Origin of the sequence: Sphingomonas sp. EC-HK361 (genome assembly GCF_902498785.1) — a bacterium.
Classification (GTDB): domain Bacteria; phylum Pseudomonadota; class Alphaproteobacteria; order Sphingomonadales; family Sphingomonadaceae; genus Sphingomonas.
On record NZ_LR701494.1, the window covers coordinates 582,457 to 596,685 of the forward strand.

A 14,229-nucleotide genomic window follows, 5' to 3' on the forward strand; every position below is an offset into this window, starting at 1 on the left:
GTTACGTATGCGACAATCGCCGTCGCATCGGCGGCGAAGCGTCAGCGTTGCGCGCCGGTGATCTTCGCGATTTCGCGCTGCACCATCTGTTCGACCATCGCCGGCAGGTTGGCGTCGAGCCACTCCCGCAGCATGGGCCGGAGCATATCGCGCACCAGGCCCTCGAGCGTGCCGTCGCTCGGCGGCTCGGGCTTCACCACCAGCCGCGACAGGATATCGAGCGCACCGCGCGTCGCCTGCGCGGCCGAATCGGAGAGGATCGGCGCCGGGCTAGCAGACGGCGCATCATCGGCAGGGGTCAGCATGGCAGGCTCGGGCGCGGGGGCTGGCATCGGGTCGCTCAGTTCTAGCACCTCGTCCTCGATGACGGGTGCGGGCTTCGAAGCGGGCAAAGCGGCGCGCGGGGCCGGTTCCGCCCGGCGCGTGCGCGCCTGAACGGCGCCCTCGCCTTCCTCGGCGATGATCCGCTTGATCGACGACAGGATGTCTTCCATCGACGGTTCGGTCGTAACGTCGCCCATCTCGCCTGCGCGCTCCCCGACAACGACCGCCGGGATGTCAGCGGTTCGGTGCGTTCTCACCTGTCGTCAAAGGCGCGCCTCTGTCAACATCGCTCTCCAGCATGGGATCGAGCGACTTGGTGACCTGCGCCCCCTGCGCAGGCGTCGTGCGCGTCGTCGAGGCAACGGGCTGGGGTGCCGGGTCCGAATCGAAATCGTTGATGCGGTGACGCACGCGGTTGTAATTGGCGACCGGATCGTAGAGCGGCCCGCCGTTCAGCCCGAGGTCCTTCGCCTCCGCCTCGCCCATCGCAGCCAGTAGCGCGAAGCCGGCCACATACGCGTCGCGGCGCGCGGTGACGAGCGTCACCTGGCTGTTCAGAAGCTCCTGCTCGGCATTCAGAATGTCGAGAATCGTGCGCGTGCCGACACTGTTCTCGGCGCGCACGCCCTCCAGCGACAGCTTGTTGGCGGAAACCGCCGCCTCGGACGACTGGATCACCTGTTGCGACGACTGCCAGATCGCATAAGCCGAGCGCGCCTGCGCGATCACGCCGCGTTCGGTTTCGGTGACCTGCTCGATCGCCTGCGATCGCAGCGCCTGCGCCTGGCGCACCTGCGCGCCCGGACGACCACCCTGGAACAGCGGCAGGCGCAGCGTCACCCCGGCGGTCGCGCCGACGCCGCTCTGCCCGACCGGGAAGCCCTGCCCCGAATTCAGCGATCCGAGATAGTTGGTGTAGGTGCCGCCGCCGGTCACACTCACGGTCGGCAGCCGCCCGGCCCGCGCGACCGAAATGTCGTAGCCGCTCGCGTCGCGCTCCTTCTGCGCGGCAAGCAGCGCGGGATTGCGATCGAGCGCCACATCAACGGCGCTGTCCGGCGAGGCGGGCAGGTTCGGGAGAATCGGCGGCGCATCGAGCGTTCCCGGTGCAGTGCCGACAAACCGCACGTAATTTTCACGACTTGCGATGAGATTCGCCTGCGCAGTCTGAAGTTGTGCGCGCGCGATCGACAGCCGCGCCTCCGACTGCGCGACGTCGGTACGCGTCAGGTCGCCGACCTGGAATCGATCCCGCGTCGCTTCCAGATTGACGTCGAGCACCTTCACGTTCTGGGTATTGAGCCCGACGATCGCCTCGTCGCGGATGACGTCCATATACGCGCCGACGACATTGGTGAACACCGTCGCCTCGGTGCTGCGCAACTGGTCGCGCCCGGCCTCGACGCGGGTCTTTGCCGCCCGGACGGAGTTCTTGACCGCGCCGCCCGAATAGACCGGCAGCGAGACGAGCGCCTGCCCGTTCACGCTCCGCGCGACGCTGGTGAAGTTCGTCCCGCTGTTCAGCAGGTTCTCGGTGTAGTCGCCCTGCACGTTGGCGGACGGCAGCCCGGCTGCGCGCTGGATCGGCACATTCTCGTCGTTCGCGCGCTGCGCCGCGCGCTGGCCGGTCAGCGTCGGATTGCTGTTATAGGCCTTCAGCAGCGCATCGCGCAGCGTGTCCGCGCCGGCCGCTCCCGGCACGACGACGAGAATGGCGGCGGCAGCCAGAAGATGCGAGCGACGGTTCAGCACACTTACCTCGAAAAGGAGAAGGACGCCGGCGCGGCGAAGCCGGGCAGGACGACGCAGTCGATATCGGCGAAATCGGAAAGACCAAAGCCGCCCGCGCTGCGCTTGCCGGTCGCAAGTCGCGTGACACCGCGATCGACGATGCCGGTCACCACCCGGCCGCCGATCGCAACCTGATCGATCAGGGCGTCCGGCAGCTTTTCGACCGCGCCATCGACGATCAGCACGTCATAGGCGGCGTGATCGGGCGCGCCCGCGGGCAACGGACCTTCGACCACGGTCACGTTTGCGGCATCGGCAAGGTTCGTCCGCGCCTGCTCTGCCAACGCCGAATCGACTTCGACCGCGACGACCGACGCGACGAGGCGCGACAGCACCGCGGCGGTGTAGCCCGCGCCCGCGCCGATCAGCAGCACCTTGTCGGTGGCGCGCAGATACGCCTCGGTCAGCAGCTTGCCGGTCGCGATCGGCACGTTGGCCGAGCGTCCGCCGCCGATCGGCACCGCAGTGTCGCGATACGCGAGCGCGCCGACCGCTGCGGGCAGAAAATTCTCGCGCGGCACCTCCGCCATCGCGGTGACGAGACGCGGATCGTTGACCGCGTTCGGGCGCAGCTGGCTGGCCACCATGGCGGAGCGCAGCGCTGCGAAATCGATCGTCAAGTCGTTGGTCGCGGTCATCATTGTCTGTCCTGTCGCACAGCTGTTATACCAATGCAATACACTTCGTTCTGTCGAGGCTTCTATCGCGCCTGTCGGGTGTCGCCAAGCGTTCCCGCCGCCTGTTGCCGCTTGCGCTTGACATGGCCCCCGCATCCCCGCATCTGCGCGCCTCCCGCGACATCGAGGCCCGATGGCGGAGTGGTGACGCAGAGGACTGCAAATCCTTGCACCCGGGTTCGATTCCCGGTCGGGCCTCCATCTACGCCGCCAGATACGCGCGCAGCGCATCGACGAGCGGCACGTCGGCGGGCGGCATCGGCAGCTCGGCGAGTTCGGGCAACCCGGTCCACCTCAGCGCGGCTGCATGCAGCGGTTGCACATCGCCCGTCCAGCGGTGACAGATGAAGAGCAGCAGCAACAGGTGACGCTCGCCTCTCGGCTCGCTGGCAAACGCGAGCGGCAGGACATCCCGGATCTCGACGCCGATCGCGAGTTCCTCGCGCAGTTCGCGGCACAGTGCGACCTCCGGCGCCTCGCCGGCCTCGATCTTGCCGCCGGGGAACTCCCACAGTCCCGCCATGTCGGTGCCGGCAGGGCGCTGCTGCACCAGCACCCGTCCTTGCGGATCGATCAGCGCGCAGGCGACGACGGTGAGCAGCGCGATCGTTTCGGGGACGGCATCAGTCATTCGTTAAGGCTTTCGGCGGTATCGCGGCAGGGATGAACCTGCGTCGTCGCCTATCGCCTCGCGCCCTTGCTCGCCAGCTTTCGCGGCTGGCGGCGGACGAGCGCGGCGCGACGGCGGTCGAATACGGGCTCATTCTCGCGCTCATCTTCCTCGCGGTCGTCGGCAGCATCCAGGCGGTCGCGAACTCGACGACCGGCATGTGGAACGATGTGTCGTCGAAGGTCGCAAACGCACGCTGACCGGCGCGCCGCTATTGTAAGAAAATATCCGGCGCGGCCTTAAACTTTTCTCAACCCAGAATCCCTAATCCTCGTGCCGCTGCTCCGGTGTTCCCGGTTCAGCCGGGTGACTGAAGCGTTATTGAACGGAGACCGGACATGCAGAAGATTCGCACTTTCCTGAAGAACAACAAGGGCGCCACCGCAATCGAGTACGGCCTGATCGCCGCGCTGATCGCCGTCGCCGCCATCGCAGCGATGCAGGGCCTGGGCAACCAGCTGAAGACCACGTTCTCGAACGTGTCGACCAACATGAAGGCTTCGTAAGTCCAAGCGACTTTGCGAACGGAAACGGGGCGGCGGACCACAGGGTCCGCCGCCCCTTTCTTTTGCGGTCGGTCCCGCACCAGCAATCTCAGGCGAAGCGGCCCATCGTCAGGAACTTGGTACGGCGATCCGCCTTCAGTGCGGCCTGATCCATGCCCGACAGCGAATCGAGCTGCGCCATGATGGCATCGCCGAGCGCGCCGATCGCCGCGGCCGGATCGCGGTGCGCGCCGCCAAGCGGCTCCGGCACGATCGCATCGATGACGCCGAGCGCCTTCAGGTCCTGCGCCGTGACCTTCATCGCCTCGGCCGCGTCGGCTGCCTTGTCGGCGGTGCGCCACAGGATCGACGCGCAACCCTCGGGCGAGATCACCGAATAGACGGCGTGCTCGAACATCAGCACGCGGTTGCCGCTCGCCAGCGCGATCGCGCCGCCCGAGCCGCCCTCGCCAACCACCGCCGCGACCATCGGCACTTCGAGCGCGAGGCACGCCTCGGTCGACCGCGCGATTGCCTCCGCCTGCCCGCGCTCCTCGGCCTGGATGCCGGGGAACGCGCCTGACGTATCGACGAGCGTCACCACCGGCAGACCAAAACGATCGGCGAGCTCGAGCAGCCGGATCGCCTTGCGATACCCTTCGGGCTTGCCCATTCCGAAATTGTGGCGGAGGCGCGATGCGGTGTCGTCGCCCTTTTCGTGACCCAGCACCATGACTCGCCGCCCGCGAAACATCGCAAAGCCGCCGAGGATCGCCTGATCGTCGCCGAACGCGCGGTCGCCCGCCAATGGCACGAACTCGTCGAACAGACCCGCGACATAGTGCTTGAAATGCGGCCGCTCGGGATGGCGGGCGACCTGGGTCTTCTGCCACGGGGTCAGTTTCGCGAAGGTGTCGCGCAGCAGTTTGTCGGACTTGGCCTGCAGGCGCGCGACATCGGCATCGATATCGATTCCGCCACCATTGCCCGTCTCGCGCAACTCGTCGATGCGAGTCTGAAGCTCCGCGATCGGCTTCTCGAAATCCAGAAAACTTGGCATCGGCGGCGACTAAGGCCGCTCGCGCGTCAGGTCAACGAGCGGGTGGCGCGCGTTGACCAGATCGACCAGCCGGCTCGCATCGACATGGGTATAGATTTCGGTCGTCGCGATATCGGCGTGACCGAGCATCGATTGCAGCGCGCGAAGATCGGCGCCCCCCTCCAGCAGATGCGTAGCGAATGCGTGGCGCAGCACGTGCGGACTGACCCGGTCGGGATCGATCCCGGCATCGGCCGCGAGCGTCTTGACGAGCTGGTAGAGGCGGATGCGCGAAAGATGCCCCCTGCCCGACGGAAACAGGAACGCGCGCCCCGGATCAACATGCGCGCGCCACGCCGCCACCGCCGCGCGGGCACGGTCGGAAATCGGCACCATCCGCTCCCGCCCGCCCTTGCCGCGCAGGATGAGATAAGGCCGGTCGGGATGCACCGCGCCGCGCGGCAGCGATACCAGCTCCGACGCGCGCAGCCCCGATCCGTAGAGAAGCTCGATCAGCGCAGCTAGCCGCAGGTCCGACGGTAACGGCGCGCCCGCCAAGCGTTCGGAGATAACGCCGAACAGGCGATCCACATCATGATGATCGAGCGTGCGCGGCAGCGTGCGCCGCGCCGCCGGGCGGGGGAGTGCGTCGCTGGGGTTGTCGTCGCGGTCGCCCTCTTCACACAGGAAGGCGTAGAACCTTCGCAGCGCGGCCGCCTTGCGCGCGACGGTGGACGACGCGAGCGGGAGCCATGTTGCGGAAAGTGCAGCGATCGCGTCGCCATCCGCCGTCGCGAGCCGTCCATCGAGCGCCGACGAGGCCAGCATCAGGTCGCTGCGATAGGCGGCGAGCGTGTTCGGCGCCGCGCCGACCTGCGCCGCCATCATCTCCAGAAACCGCTCGACGAGCGCGGCGTCTCCGCCCGTGGTCACGCGCGTGTCAGCGCTTCCGCGGCGATCATCCGCGCTTCGCCGTTCAATCCGACCGCGCGCAGCGCCGCGACGATGCGGTAGAGCGCGGCCGGCGGCACGCCGTCCCACCCCGGCGTCTGCATACCCACCGCAGCGAGCAGCAATACCGTTCCCGGCTGACGCCGGCGCACCGCGACGTTCAGCGCGCGGGTCCAGCTGTTCTCGGCCCCGATCGGCACGTCGAGCGCCTGTGCCGCGCGCTCGACATCGTCGGGCGCCATGCGGCCAAGCCCGGCGAGCCCCGCGAAGAACAGCCGCTGCTTCAGCGCCGCGTCGCCGCTCCCCGCATAGCCCGACAGGGTACGATATGAGACGCGCCCGGCGAAATCGGGATCGGCGAGCGTGATGAGCGCCCAGCCATCGCTCCCTTCGTTCACGCTGTTGCGCCAGCGCGAGGCGAGCCGGTCGAGCCCTGCAGTGAGCATCGCCGCAACCAGACGATTCGCTTCGGGGTTGTCGCCGGGGCGGACTCGCGCGGCTGCGCGCGCGGTCAGGATCAGCCGCGCATAGCGGTCCGCCGGCGTCGTCGCGCCGTCCCACAGGTTCACCAGCGCCTTGGCGCGGGTCGCCGCGTCCGCGCCGACATATGCGTTCTGGATATCGCTCGCGAGAGCGGCGATCGGCGCGGGCGTGTCGTCGGCCGTATCAAGCGCGGCGTAGAGATCGACGAGGGCGGCGCTGGACAGGACGCCCATCGTCGCCGCCTGCCCCGCGACCCCCACGCGATCCGCCATCGGAATCGCCGGCGAGAGCGCGCGCCAGCCGGTGACCTGCGGCCCGACCGACGCATAGAGCGTATCGGGGATCGCGACACCGGTCGCGGCGGCAAGGCCGAAACGCCAGGCGGTGAGCTGATCGACCGCGTTCCATTCGATGGTCACCGCCTGACGGCTGTCGGCCCCTGCGCCGGCCACCTTTTCGGCGAGTTGCATGTCGATCCCGGTCGCCAAACGCTGCCGCTTCGCGGCGGCGATCAGCGGACGCGCCGCAGCGGCATCGCCCGACAGGCTGGTGCACATCGCCTTGGCGAGCACCCATCCACGTTCGTTGAACGCAGCGGTCGACGCGTTCGCGAGCGGGCACAGCCCCGCTGGGTCGGCGGTGGCGAGCATCGCCTGCATCGCGACCTGACGCAGCTTCGGCGTATAGTTGTCGTTATCGACCGCCTCGACGACGCTGCGCGCCGACACCGATTCTCCCATCCGGAGCAGCAGCCATGCACGCTCGGCAGCAAAGTCCGCGCCGTTCAGCTGCGCAGGCGTCGCGATCGGCGCGGTCAGCAGCCGGCGCAGCGCAATCGATACCCAGCGCGAGGGGACGGGCGCGGACAACCGGCGCATCAGCGTTTCGAGATAACCGCCATCGGCCTGCCCGAAAGCGTCGGCGCCGAATCCTCCGCCACCCGTGCCAACCGTCGTCAGGCTGCGGCGCGCGAACTCGGGCATCTCGTATTTTGCGAGCGTCGCCGGATCGATCGGTGTCGGCGACACAGTCGGCGTCGGGCTGGGCAGGATATCGGGCGCCACGCCGTTCACGAGCGCCGGAGCAACGGTTCCCGGCGCGGCCGGCACCGTCTGTGGCGGTTGCTGCTGGGGCGACAGCCCGGGCTGATCCGGGGCTTGCGTCGGCGCCTGCTCGCCGAAACCGGGCGGCAGCAGCGATTCGGGCTTTTCCTGTTTCTGGTCCTGCTTCTGGGCGAGGGCGCCCGCGCCGACAAAGGCCAGCGCGGCCACGCCGAGCAGAAAAATCCTAGCTCGCAAGGTTGCCGAGCTCCACCGTCTGCTCGACGCGGGTCTGCGGCTTTTCGGTCGCGCGGCTGCCGAGCAGGAACAGTCCGCCCACAACAACGACGACGATGACGACGAGAGAAACGATCAACCGGGACATCGCGTAGAACACCACCCTTGCACAAAAATTGTCGGCGCCGACCTGTCGTCGGCTTTTGCCGCGGCGCTGCTGCGCTGTATAGCCCCGGACCCGATGTTGCAAAGCCGCCCCGCCCCACCCGCCGCCTGGACCGGCCAGCCGATCGTGCTCGTCGGGCTGATGGGCGTCGGCAAGTCGACGGTCGGCCGCCGGCTCGCGGCGCGCCTCGGGCTTCCCTTCGTCGATGCCGATCACGAGATCGAGGCGGCGGCGGGCATGACCATCGCCGAGATTTTCGACCGCTTCGACGAAGCCTATTTCCGTGATGGCGAGCGCCGCGTGATCGCGCGGCTGATGGACGGCGTGCCAAAGGTCATCGCGACCGGTGGCGGCGCGTTCGTCAACGACGAAACCCGCGCGCTCATTCTTGCCGAGGCACTGGCGGTCTGGCTCGATGCCCCGCCCGAGGTGCTGGCCGACCGCGTCACCAGGCGCGACACGCGCCCATTGCTGCGCGGGCGCGATCCATTGGTCGTGCTGCGCGATCTCGCCGCCGTGCGCAATCCGCTCTACGCGACCGCGCCGATCCACGTCGCGAGCAACCGTTCCCCGCACGAGACGACGGTTCGTGCCATCCTGAAGGCGATCGGCCGATGACCGTGGTTCCCGTGGCACTCGGCGCGTGCAGCTATGACGTCATCATCGAGCCTGGCCTGCTCGCCAGCGCCGCAGACCATATCGCGCCGCTTACCGGCACGCGCCCGGTGGTCATCGTCGCCGACGCGAATGTCGGCACGCATCTGGCGACGCTCCGCCGGTCGCTGGAGAGTACCGGTCTGGTCGTGCACCCGATCGAGATTTCCGCCGGCGAGGCCAGCAAGAGCTGGGCGACGCTCGAGCGCCTTTGCGACGAATTGCTGGCACTCGGGGTCGAGCGCGGCGATCATGTCGTGGCGCTCGGCGGCGGGGTGATCGGCGACCTTGTCGGCTTCGCGACCGCGATCCTGAAGCGCGGCTGCGGCTTCATCCAGGTCCCGACGACGCTGCTCGCCCAGGTCGATTCGTCGGTCGGCGGCAAGACCGGGATCAACGCGCGCGCCGGCAAGAACCTGATCGGCGCCTTCCACCAGCCCGCCAGGGTGCTCATCGATCCGGATGTCCTGGCGACCCTCCCGCCGCGTCAGCTGCGCGCAGGCTATGCGGAGGTCGCCAAATACGGCCTGATCGACGACGCCGTTTTCTTCGCGTGGTGCGAGGAGAACGGTGCAGCGCTGCTGGCCGGCGACCGCGGTCTTCAGGCGCAGGCCATCGCGCATTCGGTGGCCGCAAAGGCGCGGATCGTCGGCGAGGACGAGTTCGAGACGACGGGTCGCCGCGCGCTGCTCAATCTCGGGCATACCTTCGGTCACGCGCTGGAGGCCGAGGCCGGCTTCTCCGACCGCCTTCTCCACGGCGAAGCGGTTGCCGCCGGTTGTGCGCTTGCCTTCGCCTATTCCGCGCGGCGCGGCCTCTGTCCGGCGGGTGCAGCGGAGCGCGTTGCCGCACATTTCCGCGCGGTTGGCCTGCCCGACGGCGTGCCTTCCGCCGGCATCGAAGCGACCGGCGCGACGCTCGTGGAGCATATGCGCCACGACAAGAAGATGGCGGCCGGCACGCTGCCTTTCCTTCTGGCGCGCGACATCGGCCAGACCTATCTCGACAAGACGGTCGATCTCGCCGACGTCACCGCGTTCCTCGATGGTCGGGATCGGTGATGCCCAACGGCGTCGCGAAAACCGATCTGCCGACCAAGACGTGCCCGACCTGCGGTCGTCCGTTTATGTGGCGCAAGAAATGGGCGCGCGACTGGGAGACGGTGATCTATTGCTCGGACGCGTGCCGCAAGAAACGCTAGCCCCGCGCGGCGATCCACGCCATCCACAGCCAGCCGCCGATCAACAGCGCGCCGCCGATCGGTGTGATCGCGCCCAGCCAGCGCGGCAGGCCCAGCGCCATCAGGTAGAGCGTGCCGGCAAAGATCGCGCCACCTGCCAGAAACAGCCACCCCGGCCCGTGCATCTCCAGCTTCGTCGCGACGAGCGCGGCCACCGCGTGAATCAGCTGGTAATGCCCACCGGTCTTCAGCCACTCCGCCGCGTCGCCGCTCGCCCCGTGCGCGCCGAATGCCCCCGCCGCGACCGCCACCGCTCCCGACAGCGCCGCCAACGCCAGCAGCAGGTTCACTTGTCGTTCCCCCAGGGTACTTGCGCTGCGGTCTGCGCACGCGCGGCAAGCATGTCGCCAGATTCGATCTGGATGCGCAGCCGTTCCTTGTCCTTGGCCCGGTACATATCCTCGGCGCGGTCGATATCCGTCTTGTCGATGCCGAGCCCCTCCATCGCGAGCCGCGCCATCTTCACCGCCGATTCGAGCACCTCGCGCACGACCAGCGTCGCCGGCCCTGGCTTCAGCTTCACGAGTGCGCGGCGATCATAGGCGCGAACGTAGAGCGCCGCATTGGGAAAGGCCTCGTGCACGCCCTCCAGGATGTCGGGGGTGATCTGGTCGCCGTCGATGCAGAACAGGATCAGCTCCGCTTCCCCGGCGCCCGCCTGACGCAGCAGATCGAGCCGGGTCCCGTCGCCATAATAGACCTTCGCACCGAACTCGCCGGCGATGTCGATCATCTCGATATCTGTATCGATCAGCGTGACCGGGATGTCCTGCGCAAGCAGCATCTGGCCGACCGTCTGCCCGAACCGGCCATAGCCGACGATCAACGCGTTGGCGCCGTCCGACGACGGTCCCTCGCGCTCCTCTCCGTCCTTCGCGGGTTCCTCGCGGAACCTGCGGGTCACGGTCATCAGGAACGGGGTCGTCGCCATCGACAGGGTGATGATCGCGCCGAACAGGCTCGCCGCATCGGGGGCGATCAGATACGCGTTCTGCGCCTGAGCCAGCAGCACGAAGCCGAACTCGCCGCCCTGGCTCAGCAGCAGGCCAAGCGCGAAGGCGCCGCGCCATTTCATGCGGAACGCCAGCCCTATCAGCGTGATGACGAGCGTCTTGGTCGCGATCAGCGCCGCCGCCATCGCAATCACGAAGACCGGCCGCTCGGCGATCGCGGTGAGGTTGAGCATCATCCCGACCGCAAGGAAGAACAGCCCGAGCAGGATCGATCGGAACGGCTCGACATCGGCCTCCAGCTCGTGCCGGTAGGGGCTGTCTGCGAGCATCACGCCCGCGATGAACGCGCCGAGCGCGGTGGACAGCCCCAGCGCCTCCATGAGCGCCGCGCTTGCGATGATCGTGAACAGCGCCGCGAACACGAACATCTCGCGCTCGCCCATATTGCCGATCAGCCGGAACAGCGGACGCAGGATGAAGCGACCCGCCGCGATAAGCCCGACGATCGCACCGATGGTATAGAGCGTCAGCAGCCATCCCGGCGGCCCGGCGGCATCGGCCGGGTTACGGCTCATTGCGGCGATGATCGTGATCATCGGGATGATCGAAAGGTCCTGGAACAGCAGGATCGAAAAGGCGCGCTCGCCGAAGGGCGTGCGCATCCGCCCCGACGATTGCAGCATCGGCAGTACCTGCGCCGTCGACGACAGCGCCAGCGGCAATCCGATCGCGAACGCCGCGGGGATCGAGAATTTGACGAACACCGCCACGATCGATGCGATCGCCAATCCGCACGCAACGACCTGAATCAGGCCGAGGCCGAAAATGTCCTCCTTCAACCGCCACAGGCGTGACGGATTGAGCTCCAGCCCGACGATGAACAGCAGCATCGTGATGCCGAGTTCGGCGATCCCGAGCTTCGATTCGGCATCGCCCACGAGCCGCAGCACCTGCGGTCCGACGACGGCGCCCGCAACGAGATAACCCAGCGTTGCGCCGAGACCGAGCCTCCGGAACACCAGCACGAAGAACAGCCCCGCGCCGAGCAGGATGAATCCGTCGCGCAGAAGCGAGGTCGCGTTCGCGGCGTCATGCATGGTGGCTGGCCCTCGCTTCGTCTGCCGCTTGCGCCGCCGCTTCGAACGCGAGGCGGATCGACGGATGACGCGCCTTGTAGTCCAGTGCCGGCGTGAACACCTCCATACCCGGCCAGTCGGGCGTGCCGCCTTCGCCGGCGAGCCACCCTGTCAACGCATCGCGCGCCTGCGCCAGTTCCTCCGGCGTGCGGCCGACCGCATGGGCGCCGAGCAGCGCGGACGACGCCTGGCCCAGCGCACAGGCCTGCACCAGCATGCCGATCTCGCTCACCCTTCCATCCGCATCGACATTCACATCAACGGTCACGCGGCTGCCGCAAATCGGCGAACGCTTCTCGGATGACGCCATGGGATCGGCCAGCCGCTCGGCATGCGACTCCGTCGCCAGCCGCAGGATCGCCTCATTGTAAAGCGGCGCGCTCATGGCCGGTCGCTCTGGCGCGGCGTGGGGCCGAGCGCGGGCAGCCCCCGCCTGCGCCGATCGACGAAATCCGAGACACTCTTGCTCGTCGTGTTCAGCAGCGGATAGGTGCGCGAATCGGTCAGCCAGACCGGCCGCCGCGCCGGCCCGCCGCGGATCGTATCGAGCACGAGCACGACGCCAAGAAAGGCGAGGCTGGCGAGGATCAGGCCCTTCAGCGCCCCGAACCCGAACCCCAGTGCCCGATCCACCGGGCCGAGGATCGACGTCCGTGTCCGCGCGCCGATCGCGTTCGCCACCATCCGGCCGAAGATGTAGGTCACCCCGCCGAGCAGCGCGAACGCCGCGACCGCCGCGCCTGAATTGGTGCCGATCATCGGCGCCAGCACCTTCGTCAGCGGCAGATGCGCGACCTTGATGACGAAGACGATCGCCACCCACGCGAACAGTGACAGCACCTCGGTCACGAAACCGCGCATGAAGCCAAGAACGGCCGCGCCCGCGACGAACAGCAACACGATGATGTCGAGCGCAGTCAGTCCCATGTCGTCCGATTCTCAGGTGATGCCCAACCCTGAGGTGGGCGACAGATCAGGATTTCGCTAGCCCCGCCCCAGCATATGGTCAACGAACTGGCCGAGCGTGCGGAAGCCCGACAGTCGCAACCCGCCCGCTTCCGACGCCATGGAGATCGGCACCAGCGCGCGTTCGAAACCGAGTTTGCCCGCCTCTTTCAACCGCAGCGCGCCGTGCGCAACCGGGCGAACTTCGCCTGACAGTGCGACCTCGCCGAACGCGACTGCATCGACCGGAACCGGCCGCTCGCTAAGCGCGGAGACGAGCGCGGCGGCGACCGCAAGGTCAGCCGCCGGGTCCTGCACGCGGTATCCGCCCGCAACGTTCAGATAGACTTCGCACGTCGAAAAGCTGAGCCCGCAACGCGCCTCCAGCACCGCGAGAATCATCGCGAGACGCCCCGAATCCCAGCCGACAACGGCACGCCGCGGCGTCGCCCCGCTCGCCAACCGCACGACGAGCGCCTGGATTTCGACGAGGACCGGCCGCGTGCCTTCGAGCGCGGGAAAGACCGTCGTTCCCGTCACCCCCTCGTCGCGCTGTGTCAGAAACAGCGCTGACGGGTTCGCAACCTCGGACAACCCGCCCGTCTCCATCGCAAAAACCCCGATCTCGTCGGTGCCGCCGAAGCGGTTCTTGATCGCGCGCAGGATGCGATACTGGTGGCTGCGCTCGCCCTCGAAGCTCAGCACGGTATCGACCATGTGCTCCAGCACGCGCGGGCCGGCGATCGATCCGTCCTTGGTGACATGGCCCACCAGCACGACCGCAGTGCCGCGTTCCTTGGCGAAACGGATGAGTTCCTGGCTCGACGCCCGAACCTGGCTGACCGTGCCCGGTGCGCCTTCGATCAGGTCGGAATGCATCGTCTGGATCGAATCGATAATGAGCAACGCAGGCGGCGCGCCCTGCGACATCGTGGTCAGAATGTCGCGCGTTGAGGTCGCCGAGGCCAGTTGCACCGGTGCGCTGCCCAGCCCCAGCCGCCGTGCGCGCAGTCGTACCTGGTCGGCCGCTTCCTCGCCCGACACATAGGCGACCGACAGCCCCGCGACGGCCATCTTCGCCGCCGCCTGCAACAGCAGCGTCGACTTGCCGATCCCCGGATCGCCACCGATCAACGTCGCGGACGCCTCGACGAAGCCCCCGCCCAATGCGCGGTCGAGCTCCGCAATCCCCGTCGCCATCCGGTCGGGCAAGGCGACGTCGGCGTCGAGGCCGCTCATCAGGATCGTCCGCCCGCCGCCTTGCAGATTGTGCTTGGCGTGGAATGGCGTGACGACCGCGCCTGCCTCCTCGACCAGCGTGTTCCACTCGGAACAATCGGCGCACTGCCCCTGCCAGCGATGGCTCACCGAGCCGCAGGACTGACAGACATAGCGCTTCTGGGGTTTGGCCATGGCGAGTGCCTAGCAGAAGCGGAAC

Annotated in this window: 18 protein-coding genes and 1 tRNA gene; 6 read left to right on the top strand and 13 right to left on the bottom strand. The window is 68.0% G+C overall.

The window, feature by feature from the left end; translation table 11 throughout:
* Positions 1–41 precede the first annotated feature (41 nt).
* Genes BOS5A_RS10025 through BOS5A_RS10035 form a run of 3 tightly spaced genes read right to left on the bottom strand, consistent with a single transcriptional unit; the run spans position 42 to position 2,753 of the window.
* Positions 42–521: a DUF2497 domain-containing protein gene (locus tag BOS5A_RS10025; RefSeq protein WP_151954992.1), complete on the bottom strand. Its 480-nt coding sequence runs from the start codon at positions 519–521 to the stop codon at positions 42–44.
* 37 nt (positions 522–558) lie between these two features.
* Positions 559–2,076, bottom strand: a complete 1,518-nt coding sequence (locus BOS5A_RS10030; RefSeq protein WP_442800514.1) for a TolC family outer membrane protein — start codon at positions 2,074–2,076, stop codon at positions 559–561.
* 2 nt (positions 2,077–2,078) lie between these two features.
* Complete coding sequence (locus BOS5A_RS10035; protein ID WP_151954993.1) at positions 2,079–2,753, bottom strand: protein-L-isoaspartate O-methyltransferase family protein; 675 nt, start codon at positions 2,751–2,753, stop codon at positions 2,079–2,081.
* Between the two features lie 166 nt (positions 2,754–2,919).
* Between BOS5A_RS10035 and BOS5A_RS10040 the strand changes: the two genes are divergently transcribed.
* Positions 2,920–2,993 (top strand) — tRNA-Cys (locus BOS5A_RS10040).
* A gap of 1 nt (position 2,994) precedes the next feature.
* On the opposite strand, the gene BOS5A_RS10045 is transcribed toward BOS5A_RS10040, so the two are convergent.
* Positions 2,995–3,423 (bottom strand): (deoxy)nucleoside triphosphate pyrophosphohydrolase, encoded by a 429-nt coding sequence (locus BOS5A_RS10045; RefSeq protein ID WP_151954994.1) that lies wholly within the window; start codon positions 3,421–3,423, stop codon positions 2,995–2,997.
* Between the two features lie 32 nt (positions 3,424–3,455).
* Here BOS5A_RS10045 and BOS5A_RS10050 point away from each other — a divergent pair, with 32 nt between their 5' ends.
* Positions 3,456–3,662 carry a Flp family type IVb pilin gene (locus BOS5A_RS10050; protein WP_151954995.1) on the top strand — a complete coding sequence of 69 codons (207 nt, stop codon included), beginning with the start codon at positions 3,456–3,458 and terminating at the stop codon, positions 3,660–3,662.
* A gap of 138 nt (positions 3,663–3,800) precedes the next feature.
* On the top strand, positions 3,801–3,968 hold the full coding sequence (locus BOS5A_RS10055) for a Flp family type IVb pilin (protein WP_151954996.1): 168 nt from the start codon (positions 3,801–3,803) through the stop codon (positions 3,966–3,968).
* Positions 3,969–4,056: 88 nt separating this feature from the next.
* Here the strand turns inward: BOS5A_RS10055 and BOS5A_RS10060 are convergent, their stop codons facing one another.
* The 4 genes from BOS5A_RS10060 to BOS5A_RS10075 are packed head-to-tail and all read right to left on the bottom strand — an operon-like array spanning position 4,057 to position 7,845.
* The gene (locus BOS5A_RS10060; RefSeq protein ID WP_151954997.1) at positions 4,057–5,007 is read right to left on the bottom strand and encodes an acetyl-CoA carboxylase carboxyltransferase subunit alpha; all 951 of its coding nucleotides are present in this window, start codon (positions 5,005–5,007) and stop codon (positions 4,057–4,059) included.
* Positions 5,008–5,016: 9 nt separating this feature from the next.
* Positions 5,017–5,919 (bottom strand): tyrosine-type recombinase/integrase, encoded by a 903-nt coding sequence (locus tag BOS5A_RS10065; protein WP_267903843.1) that lies wholly within the window; start codon positions 5,917–5,919, stop codon positions 5,017–5,019.
* Positions 5,916–7,691: a hypothetical protein gene (locus BOS5A_RS10070; protein ID WP_234419296.1), complete on the bottom strand. Its 1,776-nt coding sequence runs from the start codon at positions 7,689–7,691 to the stop codon at positions 5,916–5,918. Before BOS5A_RS10070 ends, BOS5A_RS10065 begins: the two co-directional genes overlap by 4 nt.
* 16 nt (positions 7,692–7,707) lie before the next feature.
* Positions 7,708–7,845, bottom strand: coding sequence for a hypothetical protein (locus tag BOS5A_RS10075; RefSeq protein ID WP_199857327.1), 138 nt, complete (start codon positions 7,843–7,845; stop codon positions 7,708–7,710).
* A gap of 93 nt (positions 7,846–7,938) precedes the next feature.
* Between BOS5A_RS10075 and BOS5A_RS10080 the strand changes: the two genes are divergently transcribed.
* Genes BOS5A_RS10080 through BOS5A_RS10090 form a run of 3 tightly spaced genes read left to right on the top strand, consistent with a single transcriptional unit; the run spans position 7,939 to position 9,718 of the window.
* Complete coding sequence (locus BOS5A_RS10080) at positions 7,939–8,481, top strand: shikimate kinase (protein ID WP_151954998.1); 543 nt, start codon at positions 7,939–7,941, stop codon at positions 8,479–8,481.
* On the top strand, positions 8,478–9,578 hold the full coding sequence (gene aroB, locus BOS5A_RS10085; protein ID WP_151954999.1) for a 3-dehydroquinate synthase: 1,101 nt from the start codon (positions 8,478–8,480) through the stop codon (positions 9,576–9,578). The genes BOS5A_RS10080 and aroB overlap by 4 nt, the downstream gene beginning before the upstream one ends.
* Positions 9,578–9,718: a DUF2256 domain-containing protein gene (locus tag BOS5A_RS10090; RefSeq protein ID WP_151955000.1), complete on the top strand. Its 141-nt coding sequence runs from the start codon at positions 9,578–9,580 to the stop codon at positions 9,716–9,718. Before aroB ends, BOS5A_RS10090 begins: the two co-directional genes overlap by 1 nt.
* On the opposite strand, the gene BOS5A_RS10095 is transcribed toward BOS5A_RS10090, so the two are convergent.
* Genes BOS5A_RS10095 through radA form a run of 5 tightly spaced genes read right to left on the bottom strand, consistent with a single transcriptional unit; the run spans position 9,715 to position 14,204 of the window.
* Entirely contained in the window at positions 9,715–10,041 is a 327-nt protein-coding gene (locus BOS5A_RS10095; RefSeq protein ID WP_442800525.1) for a DUF423 domain-containing protein, read from the bottom strand. The genes BOS5A_RS10090 and BOS5A_RS10095 overlap by 4 nt on opposite strands.
* Positions 10,042–10,043: 2 nt before the next feature.
* Positions 10,044–11,807 (bottom strand): cation:proton antiporter domain-containing protein, encoded by a 1,764-nt coding sequence (locus BOS5A_RS10100; protein WP_151955002.1) that lies wholly within the window; start codon positions 11,805–11,807, stop codon positions 10,044–10,046.
* Positions 11,800–12,231, bottom strand: coding sequence for an iron-sulfur cluster assembly scaffold protein (locus tag BOS5A_RS10105; protein ID WP_151955003.1), 432 nt, complete (start codon positions 12,229–12,231; stop codon positions 11,800–11,802). Before BOS5A_RS10105 ends, BOS5A_RS10100 begins: the two co-directional genes overlap by 8 nt.
* Positions 12,228–12,773, bottom strand: a complete 546-nt coding sequence (locus tag BOS5A_RS10110) for a CvpA family protein (protein ID WP_151955004.1) — start codon at positions 12,771–12,773, stop codon at positions 12,228–12,230. Before BOS5A_RS10110 ends, BOS5A_RS10105 begins: the two co-directional genes overlap by 4 nt.
* A 57-nt stretch (positions 12,774–12,830) precedes the next feature.
* Positions 12,831–14,204 carry a DNA repair protein RadA gene (gene radA, locus BOS5A_RS10115; protein WP_151955005.1) on the bottom strand — a complete coding sequence of 458 codons (1,374 nt, stop codon included), beginning with the start codon at positions 14,202–14,204 and terminating at the stop codon, positions 12,831–12,833.
* Positions 14,205–14,229: the final 25 nt, after the last annotated feature.